This window comes from Paenibacillus sp. sgz302148 (assembly GCF_056120465.1).
This window is the reverse complement of sequence record NZ_JBVYOJ010000007.1, coordinates 263,979-283,476: the sequence shown is the minus strand read 5'-3', so window position 1 is coordinate 283,476 and position 19,498 is coordinate 263,979. Positions and strand designations below refer to the sequence as shown.

The following is a 19,498-nucleotide window of genomic DNA, read 5'->3' as shown; positions in this document are numbered from 1 at the left end:
TTCCGGCAAACCAACTTATATCACCATTGTTGTCTATACTTTACCACATCATACCTGATGTGTGAACGCCGGGAGCAATGAATTAGTATGAGCGCTTCGCCACGAAATGGGCGACATCGATTAAATTCGTTTTTGCCGGGATATCGGGCAGTGTATCCAAAGCTTTAATCGCTTTGTCGATATAACGGTTCGCAAGCTGCTCCGCCCATTTGATGCCCGCGCTGTTGCGGATCAGATCCAGCACCCGGCTGTTGTCCGATTTGCCTTCGGTTGCCCGGATGACCGCGATATCTTCGAGTATCTTGCCTGCGATATCCGGCTCCTTCAACGCGAGCAATACCGGGAGCGTAATGTTGCCCTGGCGCATATCGCTCCCAGGCGGTTTGCCGAGCTGCTGCTCCGTGCCGCATATATCCAGAATGTCGTCGCGAATTTGGAACGCCATGCCGACATTGTACCCGAACCGGTACAGCATGCGGCTGATTTTGGCCGGCGCATCGGAAGCAACGGCTCCCAGTTGGCAGCTGATCGCAATAAGAAGCGCCGTCTTGCGCCGAATGCGCAGCAAATAGTTGCGGACGGTTTGCCCCGTATTGAAGAAGTCGCGAATTTGCTCCATTTCGCCGATGCACATTTGTACGATCGCCTTGGACAATATTTGATGGAGCACAGGATTGTTCAACTGCGTGACAATCGTTAGCGCTTTGGCATAAATGTAATCGCCGGTATACATGGCCACCTGGTTGTCCCACTTGGACTTGACGGTCAGCTGTCCGCGGCGCGTATCGGCATTGTCGATAACGTCGTCATGGACGAGCGTAGCCATATGAATGAGCTCCAGCGGAACGGCGACGTCCTTCAGCCGTTTCACGTCGTATTGGCCGAACTTGCCGGCCAGCAGCACGAATACGGGACGAATCCGTTTGCCGCCTGCCTTCAGCAAGTGGCTCGACGATTCGCTGAGCAGATCGTGATCGGTTTGTACGCTATGAGCCAGTTCTTTTTCGATGTAGTTAAAGTCTTTTTTAAGTGTGGCGTAAATATCCAATAGTTTCATTCGTTCACCTGCACGACAGTTTGTCCGGACCAGATTTGCAACGGAACTTTATGATCGATTAATCCGAGCTCCCATGCATACTGAAAGTATAATTGTAAACCATTCCATTGCGATTGTCCAAAATCAAAGATCAGCTGCGAGAAGTAGTTATGCCAATACGTCACCGTTCCGCCGATTTGCCGAAATGCCGTCTCAGACAGCGAATCCAGCTGCTTCAAGCTCAAGCGCTTGCTCTCGAGAAAGGCTTCGACGATCTCCTTCACCTGGGAAGGACGCAGCGCGATGGTCTCCTTGCGGATCGCCCATACGGCGAACGTCATGCTGCAGCCTGTAAACTCCCGCCACAGCTCGCCCAGATCGAGTACCTCGTACGCTTCGTTGCTCCAGCTTGCCCGAATCGCATCGTCGCCAATCAGAAGTGCCGCATCGGCTACATCGAGCATGTCGGGCAGGGATGGGGCGGCGTCAACATAAATCGGTTTACCGCCGTAAAAACGTTCTACGATAATTTTCAGCAAATTTACGGATGTCGCCGATGTCGTCGGCAGCGCAATCGTACCGTGAATGACTTCGGAGAGCGGTTTTTTCAGAAACAATAAGATGGAATTCACTTTGCCGAACGCGCTGACCGACATGTCGGGAAATAAGACATATTGATCGAACGATGCGCCATAAGCAAACGACGAGATCGGCCCCATGTCCACGGTGCCGGCAAGCATGGCGCGATTGAGCGACGTCGGAACCTGCTCGACCAATTCAATCGGCGCGCTCAGCTTCGCTCGGTCAAAGTAATAAAACATCGGCCATACGTTCGTATAGTTAATTTTCCCGATTCGGATGATCTCCTGCTGCAGATCGGTCATTCGTATCGCCCCATCTTCTGTACAATTGATGATCAATCCCCATGTTGTCCAGCACTTTGCCTACCATAAAGTCGATCATTTCATCCATCGACAGCGGGTTGTAATAAAAGGCCGGCATCGCGGGGATGATCCGCACGCCCATTCGAGCCAGCGTCAGCATATTCTCAAGATGAATCGCATGCAGCGGCGTTTCGCGCGGGACGAGCAGCAGAGGACGTCCTTCCTTCAGCATCACGTCAGCCGTCCGTTCAAGCAAGTTGTCGGATGCGCCGCGCGCAATGCCGGACAAAGTGCCCATCGAGCATGGAACAATGACCATGCCGTCCGTCCGGTAAGATCCGCTAGCCACGCTCGCGCCGATATCCTGCACCGGATGATACGTCAAATCGCCGGACAGGCCGCCGAATTTCGTTTCGATTGTCGCTTGGCGATGCGCAGCATCCCAGCCAAGCTCTTCCTTCAACACGCGCCAGCCGGCGTCGGTTACGATCAGATGAATATGATAGCCTGCACGCAGCATGTAATCGCACAAGCGGACACCGTAAACGGCTCCGCTTGCGCCTGTAATGCCGACAACCCATTTTTTCTTCGTGCGCGAATCGCCGATTACCATTTATGCAGCACCACCAAGTCCAGGAACGTGAAGAAAAATACGACACAGCTTAATATTCCGTTCATGGTGAAAAATGCGGTATTCAGCTTGCTAAGATCGGTTGGTTTCACCAAACGGTGTTCATAATACAAGATCGCATTCGCCACGATCGTGCCGATCAAATACCACCAGCTCAAATCGGTGATCAACAGCAAGGTAATAAAGCCGATCGCGGTGACGATATGAAACGCGCGCGCAATCCAAAGTGCGCCGCGAATGCCGAATCGCGCCGGGATGGAATGAAGACCTTCCTTCCGGTCGAACTCATAGTCCTGACAAGCGTAAATAACATCGAATCCAGCCGTCCAAAGCGCAACCGTTACATAAAAAATGATTGCCGTAATATCTACCTGTCCGGTTACCGCAACCCAGCCGCCAAGCGGTGCAAGCGCGATCGTAAAACCGAGAAAAACGTGGCAGAGCCAAGTAAAACGTTTCGTATAAGAGTAGATGACCATTAAAAATACAGCGATCGGCAGCAGCTTCATCGACAAAGGATGGAGCTGGGACGCTGCGACGAAAAGCAAAATAAACGAAATGATGATGAAAATAAGAACTTCTTTGATGCCGAGCAATCCGGCCGGGATCGCACGGTTCGCGGTCCGCGGGTTTTTCTTGTCAATCGCCGTGTCGATCAAGCGGTTCAGCCCCATTGCCGCGCTTCGTGCGCCAATCATCGCTACGATAATCCAACCGATCTCCGCCCATGTCGGAAGTCGGTCCGAGATCACGACAGCGCCCAAGATTGCGCCCATGAATGCAAAAGGCAATGCGAACAGCGTATGCTCGAACTTGATCATTTCTAGGAAGACTTTAAATTTTTTCATTTCACTTGCTTCTCCTTGATCCCGATATGCAAAGCGGCGACGCCGCCAAACAGCGGGTAAGCATTAACGTCGGTCAAACCGACATCGCGAAAAATTTGCGCCAGCTTCTTATGATCCGGGAACGTAATTAACGATTCCGGCAGCCATTTGTACTGTTCGTGACGTTTGGCAACCAACTTGCCGATAAGCGGCATAATGTGCCGGAAATATAAATAATACACTGCCTTAAACGGCTGCCAGGTCGGCTTCGACGTATCGAGGCACACGACCATGCCTCCGGGCTTGACGGTACGTTGCATTTCCTTCAGCACTTGCACGAGGTCCGGCACGTTGCGTAATCCGAAACCGATTGTCACGTAATCGAACTGGTTGTCTTCAAAAGGCAAATCCATCGCATTGCCCCGAACGAGTTGAATTTGCTTGTCCAGATTCAGCTGATCGATCTTCGCCTTGCCGTAATCGAGCATATTCTGGCTGAAATCCAGCCCCACGATGCGTCCCGTACCGCTGGCTTGAGCCAAGCTGATCGTCCAATCGCAAGTGCCGCAGCATATATCGAGCGCCGAATCGTTCGGCTTTACGTTCATTTTCCGCATCGTGAATTTTCGCCACGCTTTGTGACGGCCCATGCTGATAATATCGTTCATCAGATCGTACTTGGGCGCGATGCTCTCGAATACGGAATGAACGAACTTTTCTTTTGCCTTTCCATCCATAGCGGTCACCTCAAACTTCCTTCAGCACCGGGCCCGTCAAGTATCGTTGGAACGGTTCGCCGATTTTTGCGAGCTCCCGGCGAATGGCGTCCGAATCGAACTTTTGCCCGATCGCTTGAATTTGCGCAACCGAGTGGCTGAGCATTCCCGTCAACTGGTCGCGTATTTTATATTTCATCAATATCGTGCGGATGCCTACCGAATCGAGAACGCCGTCACGAAGACGTTTCTTCTCATCTCTTGCGCCGTTCTGCAAGACGTGCCAAAAGGCCCAGCTGCCGTTGAAATTTGCCGGGGAATCGTCCCGTTCCAATTCCTTGATAACGAGCTCGCACTGGCTGAGATTGTGCATCAGTTCCGGCCACATGATGGAATATGCGCCTTCCATCATGTTCGCAAACGGTAAAAAAAGCACCGATTTAATGCCGATATGGTGCGCTGCGTATTCCTCCGCCGACATTTTCAGCTGCTTCATTTTCAAATAAAGGCTCATTTTCAACCGATTCACGTCGCAGACGGCTTGAGAAATCAGCTTGACGGTCTCGATCTGTCCGGCTTGAGACAATAGCTGATAAAATCGGCTGCTGTAATAATCGCCCGCGAGCACTTTAAGCTGACGCGACCGCATCGCCTTCTCCGCCAGCGCCGTATCGGCCGCATCGATTAAATCATGCGTATCAAGCCCCATCTGTACAAGCGAGGTGACAAGCGAATAAAGCTCGCTGACATGCTGTACCGACGAGCTTTTGTCCAAAAACATATATAGCAGCCGTGTCCGGTCATCCGGAAACTCCGGCAGCTGCGTATGGGCTACGATCATATCGTATTCCACATATTTTTTAGCGATTTCGGGAATTCGGTAATTGTTCATGCAAAGCCTCCGACCTATGCTCCTAGTATTACAAAAGATGCGCCCATCTACATGATTATAGCATAACCGGGACAAACTCGCACATGCTTTCCGTTTCGCTTTCCTTGGGCCAATTGTGACAAGGTGTTGAACTTATTGGCGAAACCGCGGCGATTCGAATGGCTTCGCGCCGAAATCCCGGTTCCAAATGTCCGTAAATTTCAAATGCAGCTTGGCCGGCAATGCGTCATCCGGCGATCGAGAAAGGCTCTCCAGCGCTTTCATATCATTGGATTCGAAATCAGATCGTCTCATGGTGGCCGTCACATACACTGGCCGGTTGCCGCCTTGAGGAGAATTGCCTATCATCCGGACCCGTAAAGTTTGAACATTCGTCGTTTGCTCGAAGGCGAACCGTACCAGCTCGTACAAATCTTCATAAAACGGTGCCGGCCCCCGCATCTCCGCCGAATATCGCAAGTCGACCTTGAGCGTCGAATCCTCCCACTGAGCACGGGCAATGTCAAGCGCGAGCGGCAGCCGAACCAGAGCATCCACTAGATTGACTTGCTGAAGCTGCTTATTATGTAAGGTTTGAAACACCGACAGATCGTTTTGTTTTTTGGCGAACGTCGTTTGCAGCAACGGTACAAAGGACACCAGCACGGCAATGCCGGCTGATGCGATTGATGTATAGAGGAACCGAACATAGCCTTTCACCCGGAAACCCACCTCCGCGGAAAACCCCTTTACATCATTGTACAACGAAAAAAAGCAGGCTATGCCTGCTGCTCCAAATTACTGCTCGGTGTCAACGACGCCATGCTTCGTATATACGACCGCTTTTCCGCGAATTTTGATCGCCGACGTGTGATCGGTAAATTGCGCGATCAGCACTTCGTTTTTGTCCAGCTTCTCCGTGTGATGAAATCGCGTATCTTGACCACGCGTCAAGCCGATGACATGTACGCCGCTTTCCTTGGCTTTAACGACGATAAATTCGTTGTTGGTTTGATCCATGCGACCCTCTCCTTGTTAGCAATTATTAGATCTTATAAAAAACACTTCTCTCTCGAGAAGCTACCATGTTTAACTCTGTTTTCTTACCAAATTTACGCATAGTCTCACGTCTTGTCCATCGTCCGATTACTGCGGGCTTTTTCGATTCTGGTCGGAGTAACACGATTCGAACGTGCGACCTCACCCACCCCAAGGGTGCGCGCTACCAGGCTGCGCCATACCCCGACACTGCGATACTCGCACCATAGAGTCTAGCCCAATTAAACAAGAATGTCAATCCAAATCCAGGCATCCCTCGGCAAAAAAACAAGCGCCACCTACGTGACGCCCGATTTGTTACCCGTTATGTACGATCTTTTATTGAATTCCGTCTCTCAGCGCTTTGCCAGGTTTGAATGCCGGCACTTTGCTTGCTGGAATGTCGATCTCTTCCCCAGTTTGCGGGTTACGTCCTTTGCGTGCGGAACGTTCGCGAACCTCAAAATTGCCGAATCCAACCAATTGTACCTTATCGCCGCTTTGCAGCGCCTCGGAAATAGCATCAAAAACAGCATCAACCGCTTTCGTAACGTCCTTTTTGGACAATTCCGTAACTTCAGCCACTTTTGCAACCAATTCAGATTTATTCACGTCATTCACCTCCCCGAAAGATAATTGCTTGTTATCTTTCTGTGTTTACCGTTTCGCGACAAATTATACATTCTAAGCGGAACAAATTTATAGTAATACACTGCTAAACGAATTTCAAGTGGATTGCGGAATTTGACGCCAAAAAACAAAAGAAGCACCGGTTTGGTGCTCCCCTAATATAGGCTATTATACCTAATCTGACAAAAATGATGATAAGAAAAACTTCTATCGAAGTCCTTCAAGGATGAGCGACCGCGTTATAGCGGAAGTTTTTCTTGCCAAATAGAATTTAGATTAACTGCGTTATATGTGGAAAACTTATAAATTCTATTATGGTAAGAAAAGCTTTTATTCGAAGTCCTTTCCACGATGAATGACCCTGCGTAAGAGGAAGCTTTTCTTGAAATATCAGAAAGGTTCAGCTCCGCTGAACCTTTCTGATATTATAAAATGATGGCGATTAATCCGCCAGACCCCTCGTTGATAATCCGGCCGAGCGTTTCTTGAAGCTTGTAGCGGGCGTTGTCCGGCATCATGGCGATTTTGCCTTGAATGCCTTCCCTGACGATGGAATGGAGCGATCTTCCGAAAATATCGGACTCCCACATCTTCAGCGGCTCCTGCTCGAAGTCCTGCATCAGGTAGTTGACAAGCTCCTCGCTTTGCTTCTCCGTGCCGATAATCGGCGCGAACTCGGATTCGACGTCGACGCGGATCATATGGATCGAAGGCGCCGTCGCTTTCAACCGCACGCCGAAACGCGATCCGTGGCGGATCAGCTCCGGCTCGTCGAGCACCATCTCGGCAAGCGACGGTGCCGCGATGCCGTAGCCGGTCGTCTTGACCATTTCAAGCGCGTCGGCAAACCGGTCGTATTCCTTCTTCGCATGGCTGAACTCCTGCATTAGCTGCAGCAGATGGTCTTTGCCGCGAATTTCGACGCCTACGACCTCCATCAAGATTTGATCATATAATTCATCCGGCGCATACAGGTCGATCTCTGCGACGCCAAGGCCCATATTCATGCCGCTTAAGCCGGCCCGGTAAATAAAGTCGTATTCGGTAAACTGCGCAACGACGCGATCGACGTCACGCAAGCGGCGAATGTCCTTCACCGTATCGCGTACCGACGCTTCAAAACGGCTGCGCAGCCAATGGTTGTCTTCAAGCACCATGACCCAGCTCGGCAAATTGACATTCACTTCGTGTACCGGGAACTCGTAAAGCACTTCGCGCAGGACCGACATGACGTCTTCTTCGCCCATCGACGCTACGCTCATCGTCATGACCGGAATATCGTATTTGGCCGCCAGCTCGTTGCGCAGATGGAGCGCTTCTTCGCTGCGCGGACGCGTGGAGTTGATGATCAGCACGAACGGTTTGCCGACTTCCTTTAGCTCGTTAATGACGCGCTCTTCGGCTTGAACGTACGAGCTGCGCGGAATTTCCGCGATGCTTCCGTCCGTCGTCACGACGACGCCAAGCGTCGAATGCTCTTGAATGACTTTGCGCGTGCCGATTTCCGCAGCTTCCTGGAACGGAATCGGTTCGTCGAACCAAGGCGTCGTAATCATCCGCGGGCCGTTCTCGTCCTCGTAGCCCTTCGCTCCTTCCACCGTGTAGCCGACGCAATCGACGAGCCGGACGTTCACTTCCAGCCCTTCGGCTACGCGAATGCGGACCGCATTGTTCGGAACGAATTTCGGCTCCGTCGTCATGATCGTTTTTCCGGCCGCACTTTGCGGCAATTCGTCAATCGCGCGAATCCGATCCGATTCGTTCGTGATGTTCGGCAATACGACCGTTTCCATGAAACGTTTGATGAATGTTGATTTTCCCGTACGGACCGCGCCGACGACCCCGAGGTAAATATCCCCGCCGGTACGCTCTGCGATGTCCTTAAAAATATCGATCTTTTCCACTGAGATTCCCTCCTAAGAAATGATACGATGCCGCCATCGTCCCTATTCGGGTGTACCTTCGGAACACGCTCTAGCGACGGAACTCGTACATGCATTTGGACTAGTAACATCATATGAGTCAAACCGGAAAATATGACGCCTAGTCCACGAAATATTTGCTGTTATCGACCGTCTCCCCGCTCCCAGCTTGCCGCGAACACCTTCCAAGTATGATATATGGAATTTCAGGCAAAAAAAGAACTCTACTTTTATAAAAAAGTAGAGTACAAGCTAGCAAACTATTTCGATGACGGTTTCGGTTCATTGTCGATCCAATAGTAGGGAGTCGATTTGACCGGAACGAATAACGACTGTTCAACGAGCACGGTACGCAAGTCGGTGTTCGCATCATAATCCGTCTTTCCTGATTTCTGGATCGCTTTCATGACGTCCATCGCGTAATCCACATACACTTTGCCGCTGGCGTCAACCAGAAATCCGACGTATTGGCCGGAAAATACGCTGCGGATTTGCTCCGGCTTGCGGCCCAGCTTGTCAAAATCAAGCCGGAACAAGTTTTTGGCCACCGTTTCGCCGGCCGGCACCTCGCCCTTGTGGCTTGCGACATAATCCGCTACAAGCTTCTCCAGATCGCCTACCTTCTGATACGTAACAAGATCCATCAGGCGAACCGTCGGTTTCGTTTCTTCATTAATGATCAGAAAATAATTGCTCCCGCCGTTTTCGAACGCACTTGTCGGCACGTCGCTAAGCAAATTGCGATTCGTCAGCTTCGAAAAGTCGATGACGAACTTTTCGTAGGGCGGCGTTTCCACGGAACTGTTTTTGATCGGCAGCAGCCCGGTATCCTTCTGATACTGATCGACCGCATTTTGCACGAGCAGTACGCTTTCTTTATAAGAGACCTGATTTTCTTTGCGCAATTCTTTCGGATACATGCATCCCGAGAGCGCAACCAATGCCGACAATGTGAGCAAACACGCAAACAGCCGCGCGGATTGACGGTTTCGTAGCGAAAGTAGCTTCATCAAAATAAGTTCATTCCTTTATTTATAATCATATGCCCTGATCTTCCTGCTGCTGCAGGGCAAGCTGCGCCCGAACCGCCGCCTTCAGCGGATCCTCGGGAATCGTTGCCGTCACATGATTCGTCACGCGGGCTTGGCAGGCAAGACGGTACGAGCGCTGAACCAGATCGCCAAGCTTTAACCGCTCGTTCCCGCTTACGGGTGATAATCCCGATTGATCCTCGACGATCAGCTTGCACATCAAACAGGCGGCTCTTCCTCCGCACCTTGTACGAATATTGACCCGAGCTCGGCGCCCCGCATCCAGCAACGTAGTCCCAGGTCTGACGCTTGTTTTTTTATGATCCGGCAAAAAGGTGACCTCTGGCGTCATCCATATCGATCCTTTCTTTAAAAGGCCATCCCCGTTAATTCGGTGATTCGCTGCAATATCGACTGCGTCAGCCGGTTCCGCTGCGTCAAAGCACGCATGATCGCCCAGTGCCGCTCGGGCTGCTGGTCATTGCGCATGGCGTCGGCAATGGCTGTATACCGGTCAGGACGATTGCGCAGCAGATTAAAAACGAGTTCATGCGCAAGCGGCATGAGCTTCAGCTCCGCCTCCCCAACCTTTATTCGAACCGCAGCGGCTTCGAGGAACGCGCCGATCTCGACTTCATAGCTCGATCCGCCCGCTTCGACCTGAAATCCCCCGACCAGCTCGATCGGAATGCCTGCAATGTCGAAATGTCCTAACCGCGATCGATACATCGGGGTTTCATTATATTGTAGCTCATCCGTAGCATAAGGTGAAAGCGCTGCGGCAATCGCCGGTGCGTCGGTATCGTCACAGTACAAATCCACGTCGCGCGGCTCTCGATCGAGCGCAACGCCTTGGAGCAGCAAACCACAGCTGCCTCCCAGCAGCCAGCGGAGCGGCTTGTCATGAAGCGCCTCGGCAATCTTCTCCACCGATTGTCGGACGGACAACGGCATAGGGTTCATAGCCGATGCTCCTTTCGATAATCGGAATTAGAAATAAGGCTTGTTGATCGCAACGATCATTCCCGCTTGTTTGATCAAGGCTTGACACCCGAGACGAAAGCCGGCTTCCAGTTCTTCGGGTTCTAGCCGGTCTTCCTCTTCGTCTGTAGGCCTTGCCAGCAGCTCAATTCCGGTTTCGACGAAACAGCGGCACCGCGCACAGGTCCCCCGGGTACAAGAAAAGTTCCAATCGACGCCGTGCTTTAACGCAAGATCAAGCAGGCTCATCCCAACTTCGGGCTCTACGGTTATTGTTTTGGTGCGTCCTCTAAGTTCCAGCATTGTGCAAATCCTCCGTATGTATTATCGTACTTGTTACAGCATGGAAATAAGCCCGTACAGCAGTCCGACCAGCAGGATGACAAACGCGATGATCGTCAAAATCGCTTTGATGACGCCCTTCGTCTTCCAGCGGGCAAACGAAACCGTCAAAGCCGCAACGACCATTAAACCTAGCCCGATGAGAGACGCCCACATTTTGTCCATGCTGCTGATCGCGGCATAACCGATCAACATGCCGTTTACAAGCAAGAATAATGATGCCATAAAACTCTCCCCGTCAATCGAATTTCAGGTTCAAAAAACTAACTTTCATTATAGCATCGTTATAAAAAAAGAACAAAAGGCCGAGGCCTTTTGTCACGATTTCTTCATCATCATTTTCATTAAAGATTCCAGATTGTTCGGGTTAAGACCGCTGCTCTGGATCGCCTGAATAATATCGTTAATCGTATTTTCCGAAACGGGGACGTTCGCCATGGCCGAAACTTGCTTGATCAATTGCCGCAGTTGCGCCTCGTTCTGCATCGTTGTTGGCGTTACGGTGCTGGCCAGCTGTTTCACCGCATTTTCAGAGATATTATTGCCGGTCTTCTTCTTGACGGTGTTCAATACTTCTTTGTTTAAATCTCTGCCCATGCTTAACCTCCTCATTCGAGATGGTAGTATCTTATGAGGACGAAAGCGGATTGGTGTTAGGCGGTCATCTTGATTACTTCAGCCAATTTTCCTTGGCGGCTTTGGCAATTTCCTCGATTTCGTGCGTACGGCCCCGGCCCATCAGGTCTTCCACCGCGGTTTTAGCCGGTTTGCCTTCGAACAGCACCCGGTACAGTTCATCGGTAATCGGCATCTGCACATCATATTGACGAGCTAAGGCGTATGCGGCTTGTGTCGTTTTGACGCCTTCCACGACCATTCCCATCGCGTCAAGCACCTCAGCCAGCGGTTTGCCTTGCGCGAGCAGCGAGCCTGCGCGCCAGTTGCGGCTATGCTTGCTTGTACACGTAACGACGAGATCGCCAACCCCCGCAAGACCTGCGAACGTGAGCGGATTCGCTCCCATCTCGGCGCCAAGCCGCGCAATTTCCGCAAGGCCTCGCGTCAGCAGCGCGGCTTTGGCGTTGTCGCCGAAGCCCAGCCCGTCCGACAAGCCTGCGCCTAAAGCAATGATGTTCTTGAGCGAACCCGACAGCTCGACCCCCGTCACATCGGGATTGGTATATACACGGAAATACGAATTGATGAACAAGTCCTGTGCGGCCTCGGCTTTGGCGGTTTCCTGCGCCGCGACGACAACCGTCGTCGGACAGCGCCGAACGACCTCTTCGGCGTGACTTGGACCCGACAAAACGACGATTTCGCTTTCGGCGCGGCCGGTTTCTTCGGCAATGACGGACGTCATCCGTTTCAGCGTACCCGTCTCGAAGCCCTTCGTCGCATGGATAACCAGCGCCTCCGGACGCAAATACGGCTTCATCCCGGCCGCAACGTCGCGCATCGCTCCCGAAGGGGCGACCAATACGACGGCTTCGGCTGCGCCGACCGCTTTTTCCATGCTCGTTGTGGCAAAAATATTCGGAGACAGCGTCGCGCCGGGCAAATACTTCGAGTTTCGGCGATGCGTATTGATTTCATCAACCTGCTGCTCGTTCCTGGACCACAACGTCACGTCGATCCCGTTATCCGCAAGAACGGAAGCGAGTGCGGTCCCCCAGCTTCCCGCAACGAGCACGGCAGCTTTTTTGATCACCATGACGTTTCTCCCCCTTGCGTTATGAACGTTTCGAGCCCAGCTTGTTTTCCTTGCCGCGTATCAGCTTAACGATATTGCTCCGATGACGCCAATAGGCAAAAACAAACAATACCAAACTTGCCCAGAATGTTTCGATCGGCCAGCCGAGGGTATAAACAAAGATCGGCAAAAATGCGGAAAGCAGCAGCGAGCCTAATGAAACATATCTGGTGATGGCGATCGATACGATCGCGATCAGTCCTGCATAGAGCGTCGGGAAAAAGGCCAATGTCGCCATGGCGCCAATCGTCGTAGCGATGCCTTTTCCCCCTTTGAAGCCAAAATAAATCGGCCAGTTGTGGCCGGCAATGGCGGCGATTCCGCATAACACCGGAATCCAGGCTTCGCCGTCGCCGAGCCAGTACCCGGCCGCTACGGCGGCGACACCCTTGGCTGCATCAAGCAGCAATACGGCGATGCCAGGCCCTTTGCCGAGCACCCTGAGCGTATTCGTCGCGCCGGCGTTGCCGCTGCCGTGTTGGCGTATATCGATGCCTTTCAGCAGCTTTCCTGCAATGAAGCTAAAGCTGATCGAGCCGAGCAAATAGCTGACTACGATCGAAACGATCCAAAGAAACACATTATTCTCCCCTATTCGTCATCGGATTTCCTGCGCGTTAAGATGCGGATCGGCGTCCCTTCGAACGTGAAGGCGGCGCGGATTTTATTTTCCAAATAGCGTTCATATGAAAAATGCATCAGCAGTGGATCGTTGACGAACACAACAATCGTAGGCGGCTTGACCGCCACTTGCGTTGCATAATTGATTTTCATGCGTTTGCCTTTGTCGGTCGGCGGAGGATTGATCGCCACGGCGTCGGAAATGATATCGTTCAGCACCGGCGTCTGAATCCGCAGCGAGTGCTGCTCCGCGACATGGTTAACGACAGGCAGCAGCTTATGCAGGCGCTGCTTTGTTTTGGCGGACAAAAATACGATCGGCGCATACGTCATGAACAGGAAATGATCCCTTATCGTTTGCGTGAAATGCTGCATCGTTTTTTCGTCCCGCTCAACGGCATCCCATTTGTTGACGACGAAGATGGACGCTTTGCCCGCTTCGTGCGCGTAGCCTGCGATATGCTTGTCTTGATCGATAATGCCTTCTTCGCCGTTGATCAGCACAAGCACGACATCGGCCCGTTCAATGGCTTTCATCGCGCGCATGACGCTGTATTTCTCCGTCGTTTCGTAAACTTTGCCCCGTTTGCGCATGCCTGCCGTATCGATCAGCACGTAACGCTGACCGTCCTTCTCGAACGGCGTATCGATCGCATCGCGCGTCGTTCCCGCGATATTGCTCACGATCACGCGTTCCTCGCCAAGTATGGCGTTCACGAGCGATGATTTGCCGACGTTCGGTCTGCCGATCAACGCCACGCGAATGACGTCCTCGTCATATTCTTCGTCCGTCAGCTCGGGCAGACGTTCGATAACCTCGTCCAGCAAATCGCCGATGCCTACGCCATGTGCTCCCGAGATAGCGATCGGGTCGCCGAAGCCTAGGCTATAAAACTCGTATACATCGTCTTGACGTTGTATATTGTCCACTTTGTTGACGGCTACGACGACAGGCTTTTGCGAACGGAACAGCATCTGGCTCACTTCTTCGTCCGCAATCGTAATGCCCGCTTTGGCATCGACCATAAAAATGATCGCATCCGCTTCTTCAATCGCAAGCTCCGCTTGCATCCGGACAGAACGCATAATCTCGTCTTCGCCTTCAATTTCTATCCCGCCGGTGTCGATAACGCTGAATGAAACGCCGTTCCATTCCCCAGTACCGTATAACCGATCCCGCGTTACGCCGGGTTTATCTTCAACGATTGCCACACGATCGCCGATAATCCGATTGAAAATGGTCGATTTCCCGACATTCGGACGTCCGACGATGGCAATGACCGGTTTTGCCATAATTTCACTCCTCTAACTTTCTGTCCAACACATCTGATATTTTAGCAAAAAACACCCAACTTGGCTAATCATTCATTTTCGCCTGGCCCAGACGGCTTCGATCAATGTGCGGCACCCGGCGACCGCACGTTCCGTTGCGATTGACAATAATCTCGAAACCGTTACGGTCACCCACCACAGATCGTAAAATGCCGGCGATCCGAAAACGAGAGTTCCGTTGGGCATAGACGGGGCCAGCCATTGCATCAAACCATCGCCTAACATCAGCGATAGCGTGATCGCCGCGACCTGTTCGCGTGGTTTGCGAAACAATAGAGCGGCTGCAGCACCGCATAGCAATGCATTGTCATATTGCACGTGATGCAGCGTAATGATCTGCGGCAAATGGTGCAGCTGACTGAACAAAGCATAAAAAGCGCCCATCAGCAAAACCGCCGAAAAACCGTACACGAGCGATTGCCCGCTTTTGGCTGAAGCGAACGTCCCGAACGCATACAAGGCGAGCACGACATAAGCCCCATTCAAGTCCGCTCGCGGAAACAGCGGTATGTAAATCCACAAACCGATAAACCAGAGCGCAAAAAAAAGATGGATGTATTTGTGGGAAATCCCTCGCAAAATAACATCCTTCCAGCCGCTTGCGCACAAAATGAACGTAATGGATAGGAGCAATAAGGACAAGTAACCCGGATTCATCGGAATTCACCTCAATTGCTCCTATTATTTGTTCGGTTATCGTTTTTTAATCAAACTGGCCTGCGGCAGCCGTATGTTCGAGCGTCGATTCCGCGGGCACGGCACCATTCCGCCGTTGCGCCGCCGATCACAAGCGGGACATTCCATAACGAGGGGATGTTCGGCGAACCGAGGGCAGTCATGATTAAACGCAGTCCGTTTTCCGTATGCGTGATCGAGTCGATCAACGACTGCGTTCCATCTTGTCGCAATATTTTCAAGAAAGCCCCGGCAATGCCTGCCGCGGAAGCGCCAAGCGCGAGCGCTTTGGCGATGTCCAGCGAATCCGTTATGCCGCCGGAGGCGATGATGCCGCCATATGGGTAAATCTGTGAGCATTCGATCAAGGATGAACAAGTCGGAATACCCCAATCGTTCAGCGAGGATAAAGGAATATCTCTTCGCGCGTTTTCGATTGCCGCGAAATTCGTTCCTCCGGCACCGCCGATGTCGATGATGCGGATGCCGATTTCCTTCAATCGAACGGCACATTCGGCAGACATGCCAAAGCCCACTTCCTTGACGATGACCGGAATCGGAAGCTTGTCCGAGATTTCGGAGATCCTTTCCAGGGCGCCGCGAAAATCGCGGTCGCCTTCCGGCATAATAAGTTCCTGCATACAGTTCAAATGAATTTGCAGCGCATTCGCGTTCAGCATATCCACTGCGCGGAATGCCTGCTCTACCGTCGCTTCCCCGCCCAAATTGGCAAACACGATGCCATTCGGGTTTACTTTGCGTACAACCTTGTAGCTGGACTCGACATCGGGGTTTTTCAACGCGGTCATTTGCGAGCCTACCGCCATGGCAAGCTTCAATTCCCGCGCGGCAACGGCAAGCTCGCGGTTTATTTCTTCCGTCTCGTGTGCCCCGCCCGTCATCGCATTAATGACAATCGGCGAACTCAACTTGAGATCGCCGATTGTCGTATCCAAAGCAATTTGATCCATTGAAACGCCGGGCAGGCAATTGTGAACGAACCGGATGTCGGAGAAGCCATGTTCTCCGCTAGGGCCAAGCGACAACGCGTAACGGATATGATCCATCTTGCGTGACTCGCGCATACCGATTCCCCCTGATCGACCTTCTTTGCCAATTGCTTAACAAATGTCTCAGACATTTGAAGATTGCTTATTTGAATTTGCTCAGTTTGTCTCCGAAGCGTTCGCCAAGCGTGATGCTGAGCGATTGTGCAGGAGGCAGGTTAACCGAGCTGTTGTCTTCTCTAGGCGCTCTTGTTCTTTCCGGTTTTTGCGGAGCGGCAGGAGCTTCTTCCGTTTCCTTGATGCTCAAGCTGATCCGTTTTTCCTTCAGGTTGACGTCCAGCACTTTCGCTTGAACCGTTTGGCCTTCCTTCAGCACTTCATGCGGAGTGCCGATGTGGTTATGGGAAATTTGCGAAATGTGCACGAGGCCTTCAACGCCAGGCGCCAGCTCGATGAACGCGCCGAACGTAACAAGACGTTTCACGACGCCGGAAACGATGTCGCCGATATTGAACGAGCTGCCTGCAGTTTCCCAAGGACCTGGTTGTGCCGCTTTGATGCTCAGGCTGATTTTGCCGATGGAAGGATCCACCTTCAGCACTTTCACTTTGACCGTTTGGCCTTCCGCTACAACGTCGGACGGTTTGTCGACATGCGACCAAGCCAGCTCGGAAATGTGTACAAGCCCGTCAACGCCGCCGATATCCACGAATACGCCGAACGGAGTCAGCCGTTGTACTTTGCCTTCCAGCACTTCGCCTACGTTTAATCCGGCCATCACTTTTTGCTTGTTGGCTTCGAATTCTTGATCCAGCACGTCTTTGGCCGACAAGATGACTTTATTGTTCTCGCGGTCCAGCTCTTTCACTTTGACGCGAAGCGTACGGCCTTTGTAATCGCTGAAATCTTCAACGAAATGACGCTCTACCATCGATGCCGGAATGAAGCCGCGGACACCCACGTCAACAACCAGGCCGCCTTTAACGACGTCGGCAACGACAACATCGATCACTTCTTGCTTGTCGAAATCGGCTTGCAGCACGTCCCAAGCTTTTTCGCTGTCCACGAGACGCTTGGACAAAATCATTTTTTCTTTTTCGTCGTCGATAGAAACGACTTTGCATTCCACTTCTTGGCCGACTTGAACCGCATCGCCCGCGTTTTCCAATTGAATAGACGAAAGCTCGCGAATCGGAATGACACCCTCGTATTTATAACCGAAGCTTACGAAAGCTTGATTGTCTTCGATTTTAACGATCGTGCCTTTAACGGTATCGCCTTTTTTCAAAGTCACGATATTCGTCATGTCTTGCGCCTGTTGGTCTTGTTGTACGTTTGTTTCCTCTGTCATATGGAATACCTCCTCGATTCTTTAACCCCAATAACATAACCGGGCAATATGTTCGTAAAAAAAGCTTTATGTTTAACGCGCAGCATGGCGCGAAAACGATGCTCGTTGCGTGTTGCCATAGTAATTGTAGTATAATTCCAAATGCGGTTTTCCATACATGCACATCGTATGGTTATGGCCGTCAATAGGTGCCGGTCTCGCTCATTCGACGAATGCGGTCCATGATCTTCTCGGTCGCAAGCTCCGCCGCTTCAGCGGACGGATTGTCGATGAATTCGCTCAAATCGACTGCCGGCCCGTAAATGATCTTTATCTTCGTAAACGGAATATAGCTGCCGATAATCGCCGAAGGAATAACCGTTGCTTTGCTGCGGAAAGCGATGCTGGCTGCGCCTTTCTTGCCCATGCCGACAGTGGAGCTCCGCCTGCCTTCCGGGAAAATGCCCATCACCTTGTTTTCGCTTAACAGCTGCAATGCCGTGCGGATCGTTTCTTTGCTGACCCCGCCCCGTTTGACCGGAAATGCTCCCAGCGCCGTAATGAGCTGCTTCAGCCCAGGAACCTTGAACAATTCGATTTTGGCCATGAAGTGAACCTTGCGGTCGACTTTGATGCCAACCGTCATCGGATCAAGATTATTGATATGGTTCGAGCACAATATCGTCGGCCCGTCTTTGGGAATGTTCTCCAAGCCTACGGCCTCGAACCTGTAAATGAGGAAGTATATCGCTCTCAGTATCGCTCTGCAAACGGTATATAACATAGTTTACTTCTCCTCGCCCCATTTGGTTCTGCATCGATCGATAATGACCTCAACGACCTCTTCGATCGACATTCCCGAGCTGTCCAGCAAATACGCGTCTTCGGCACGGACAAGCGGCGATATTTCGCGTTGTTCGTCCATACGGTCGCGCAAGGCGATGTCACTTTCCAGCTGCTCCAGCGTCACCTCGGTCTGGTCTCCCATTTCTTTGAACCTGCGTTCCGCGCGTTCCCTGACGCTTGCCGTCAAGAAAATTTTGACTTCCGCATCCGGCAGCACATGGGTTCCGATATCCCGGCCGTCCATGACAACCCCTTTGCGGGCGGCCATTTCTTGTTGCGCGTTCACCAGCTTCAATCGGACTTCCTCGATTTGGGCGACGGCGGATACATTCCGATTCACTTCGATGGAACGGATGAGCTCGGTCACGTCCTCGCCGTTAAGCAGCACGATCTGCTTGTCCGCTCCAGGCAAAAGCTGAATACGCAGAGACTCGGCCATGCGGGCGATATCAACCGCCCTCGAAGGGTCAATGCCGCTTCGGATCGCTTGCAATGTAACCGCGCGGTACATCGCACCCGTATCGACATAAATGTATTCAAGCTGTTTCGCCACGAGCCGGGCAACCGTACTTTTTCCGGCCCCGGCCGGCCCGTCGATGGCGATATTGATTTTACCGCGGTATCCTTGATGTACTGCCATCGGCTCCTCCTAACTCGGCCCTTAAACATTCCTTTAGCGTTAAAAAAGCAGGCTCTGCCTGCAGTAACGTTGAAAATTATACCATAGTAAGCGGGCAGATGCAAAGTAACGGCTGAAGCCGCAGGTTGGTTACGGACGGTTTCGGGAAGGATTTGGAATCGTCAGCTCCTCCAATCGAACGCCCTCCAACCGGTCCACTTTGGACAAACGTTCACGCAGCGAAGGAATACGCAACGCAAGCTGACCGATAAGCAGCGCAACGGCAAGAACGATCGCGGTGCGCAGCAAATACGTCTCGACCCGGTTTGAAAATTGCAGAAACAAACGAATATACCATTCGGCTGGATCGCGTTCGGACATCGTGCAGCCACCTCATTTTACCAGA

25 protein-coding genes and 1 tRNA gene are annotated in these 19,498 nt (G+C 51.9%); all 26 read right to left on the bottom strand.

Annotated elements, in window-relative coordinates; genetic code table 11:
• Positions 1-82: 82 nt before the first annotated feature.
• The 26 genes from AC0LWM_RS12970 to AC0LWM_RS12845 all read right to left on the bottom strand — a co-directional run bounded on the left by AC0LWM_RS12970 (position 83) and on the right by AC0LWM_RS12845 (position 19,473).
• Positions 83-1,057 (bottom strand): polyprenyl synthetase family protein, encoded by a 975-nt coding sequence (locus AC0LWM_RS12970; RefSeq protein WP_474675362.1) that lies wholly within the window; start codon positions 1,055-1,057, stop codon positions 83-85.
• Positions 1,054-1,920, bottom strand: a complete 867-nt coding sequence (locus tag AC0LWM_RS12965) for a menaquinone biosynthetic enzyme MqnA/MqnD family protein (protein ID WP_474675361.1) — start codon at positions 1,918-1,920, stop codon at positions 1,054-1,056. The genes AC0LWM_RS12970 and AC0LWM_RS12965 overlap by 4 nt, the downstream gene beginning before the upstream one ends.
• Entirely contained in the window at positions 1,877-2,533 is a 657-nt protein-coding gene (locus tag AC0LWM_RS12960) for a UbiX family flavin prenyltransferase (protein ID WP_474675360.1), read from the bottom strand. The genes AC0LWM_RS12965 and AC0LWM_RS12960 overlap by 44 nt, the downstream gene beginning before the upstream one ends.
• Entirely contained in the window at positions 2,527-3,399 is an 873-nt protein-coding gene (locus AC0LWM_RS12955) for a UbiA-like polyprenyltransferase (protein ID WP_474675359.1), read from the bottom strand. The genes AC0LWM_RS12960 and AC0LWM_RS12955 overlap by 7 nt, the downstream gene beginning before the upstream one ends.
• Positions 3,396-4,115 (bottom strand): demethylmenaquinone methyltransferase, encoded by a 720-nt coding sequence (locus tag AC0LWM_RS12950; RefSeq protein ID WP_474675358.1) that lies wholly within the window; start codon positions 4,113-4,115, stop codon positions 3,396-3,398. Before AC0LWM_RS12950 ends, AC0LWM_RS12955 begins: the two co-directional genes overlap by 4 nt.
• A 10-nt stretch (positions 4,116-4,125) precedes the next feature.
• Entirely contained in the window at positions 4,126-4,986 is an 861-nt protein-coding gene (locus tag AC0LWM_RS12945) for a heptaprenyl diphosphate synthase component 1 (RefSeq protein ID WP_474675357.1), read from the bottom strand.
• 132 nt (positions 4,987-5,118) lie between these two features.
• Positions 5,119-5,685, bottom strand: coding sequence for a hypothetical protein (locus tag AC0LWM_RS12940; protein ID WP_474675356.1), 567 nt, complete (start codon positions 5,683-5,685; stop codon positions 5,119-5,121).
• Between the two features lie 78 nt (positions 5,686-5,763).
• Positions 5,764-5,985 (bottom strand): trp RNA-binding attenuation protein MtrB, encoded by a 222-nt coding sequence (gene mtrB / locus AC0LWM_RS12935; RefSeq protein WP_474675355.1) that lies wholly within the window; start codon positions 5,983-5,985, stop codon positions 5,764-5,766.
• 148 nt (positions 5,986-6,133) lie between these two features.
• Positions 6,134-6,210, bottom strand: a tRNA-Pro gene (locus AC0LWM_RS12930).
• Between the two features lie 132 nt (positions 6,211-6,342).
• Entirely contained in the window at positions 6,343-6,615 is a 273-nt protein-coding gene (locus AC0LWM_RS12925; protein ID WP_474675354.1) for an HU family DNA-binding protein, read from the bottom strand.
• A gap of 443 nt (positions 6,616-7,058) precedes the next feature.
• Entirely contained in the window at positions 7,059-8,537 is a 1,479-nt protein-coding gene (gene spoIVA / locus AC0LWM_RS12920; RefSeq protein WP_474675353.1) for a stage IV sporulation protein A, read from the bottom strand.
• A gap of 278 nt (positions 8,538-8,815) precedes the next feature.
• A complete protein-coding gene (locus AC0LWM_RS12915) occupies positions 8,816-9,565 on the bottom strand; it encodes a hypothetical protein (RefSeq protein ID WP_474675412.1) in 750 nt (249 codons plus the stop codon).
• A gap of 28 nt (positions 9,566-9,593) precedes the next feature.
• Positions 9,594-9,938: a 2Fe-2S iron-sulfur cluster-binding protein gene (locus tag AC0LWM_RS12910; RefSeq protein ID WP_474675352.1), complete on the bottom strand. Its 345-nt coding sequence runs from the start codon at positions 9,936-9,938 to the stop codon at positions 9,594-9,596.
• Positions 9,939-9,955: 17 nt separating this feature from the next.
• Positions 9,956-10,549 carry a nucleotidyltransferase domain-containing protein gene (locus AC0LWM_RS12905; RefSeq protein ID WP_474675351.1) on the bottom strand — a complete coding sequence of 198 codons (594 nt, stop codon included), beginning with the start codon at positions 10,547-10,549 and terminating at the stop codon, positions 9,956-9,958.
• A gap of 27 nt (positions 10,550-10,576) precedes the next feature.
• Positions 10,577-10,870 (bottom strand): 2Fe-2S iron-sulfur cluster-binding protein, encoded by a 294-nt coding sequence (locus AC0LWM_RS12900; RefSeq protein WP_474675350.1) that lies wholly within the window; start codon positions 10,868-10,870, stop codon positions 10,577-10,579.
• Positions 10,871-10,903: 33 nt separating this feature from the next.
• The gene (locus AC0LWM_RS12895; RefSeq protein WP_474675349.1) at positions 10,904-11,134 is read right to left on the bottom strand and encodes a DUF2768 family protein; all 231 of its coding nucleotides are present in this window, start codon (positions 11,132-11,134) and stop codon (positions 10,904-10,906) included.
• Positions 11,135-11,227: 93 nt separating this feature from the next.
• The gene (locus AC0LWM_RS12890) at positions 11,228-11,506 is read right to left on the bottom strand and encodes a stage VI sporulation protein F (protein ID WP_474675348.1); all 279 of its coding nucleotides are present in this window, start codon (positions 11,504-11,506) and stop codon (positions 11,228-11,230) included.
• 73 nt (positions 11,507-11,579) lie between these two features.
• The gene (locus AC0LWM_RS12885; protein WP_474675347.1) at positions 11,580-12,623 is read right to left on the bottom strand and encodes an NAD(P)H-dependent glycerol-3-phosphate dehydrogenase; all 1,044 of its coding nucleotides are present in this window, start codon (positions 12,621-12,623) and stop codon (positions 11,580-11,582) included.
• A 19-nt stretch (positions 12,624-12,642) separates the two neighbouring features.
• Positions 12,643-13,242: a glycerol-3-phosphate 1-O-acyltransferase PlsY gene (plsY, locus tag AC0LWM_RS12880; protein ID WP_474675346.1), complete on the bottom strand. Its 600-nt coding sequence runs from the start codon at positions 13,240-13,242 to the stop codon at positions 12,643-12,645.
• 11 nt (positions 13,243-13,253) lie between these two features.
• Positions 13,254-14,576: a ribosome biogenesis GTPase Der gene (der, locus tag AC0LWM_RS12875; RefSeq protein ID WP_474675345.1), complete on the bottom strand. Its 1,323-nt coding sequence runs from the start codon at positions 14,574-14,576 to the stop codon at positions 13,254-13,256.
• A gap of 72 nt (positions 14,577-14,648) precedes the next feature.
• Positions 14,649-15,272 carry a YphA family membrane protein gene (locus tag AC0LWM_RS12870; RefSeq protein WP_474675344.1) on the bottom strand — a complete coding sequence of 208 codons (624 nt, stop codon included), beginning with the start codon at positions 15,270-15,272 and terminating at the stop codon, positions 14,649-14,651.
• A gap of 50 nt (positions 15,273-15,322) precedes the next feature.
• Positions 15,323-16,375 carry a type 2 isopentenyl-diphosphate Delta-isomerase gene (fni, locus tag AC0LWM_RS12865; protein WP_474675343.1) on the bottom strand — a complete coding sequence of 351 codons (1,053 nt, stop codon included), beginning with the start codon at positions 16,373-16,375 and terminating at the stop codon, positions 15,323-15,325.
• Between the two features lie 67 nt (positions 16,376-16,442).
• Positions 16,443-17,648, bottom strand: a complete 1,206-nt coding sequence (gene rpsA, locus AC0LWM_RS12860) for a 30S ribosomal protein S1 (RefSeq protein ID WP_474675342.1) — start codon at positions 17,646-17,648, stop codon at positions 16,443-16,445.
• Between the two features lie 181 nt (positions 17,649-17,829).
• Complete coding sequence (locus tag AC0LWM_RS12855) at positions 17,830-18,411, bottom strand: lysophospholipid acyltransferase family protein (RefSeq protein WP_474675341.1); 582 nt, start codon at positions 18,409-18,411, stop codon at positions 17,830-17,832.
• A gap of 3 nt (positions 18,412-18,414) precedes the next feature.
• Positions 18,415-19,113: a (d)CMP kinase gene (gene cmk, locus AC0LWM_RS12850; RefSeq protein WP_474675340.1), complete on the bottom strand. Its 699-nt coding sequence runs from the start codon at positions 19,111-19,113 to the stop codon at positions 18,415-18,417.
• 129 nt (positions 19,114-19,242) lie between these two features.
• A complete protein-coding gene (locus AC0LWM_RS12845; RefSeq protein WP_474675339.1) occupies positions 19,243-19,473 on the bottom strand; it encodes a hypothetical protein in 231 nt (76 codons plus the stop codon).
• Positions 19,474-19,498: the final 25 nt, after the last annotated feature.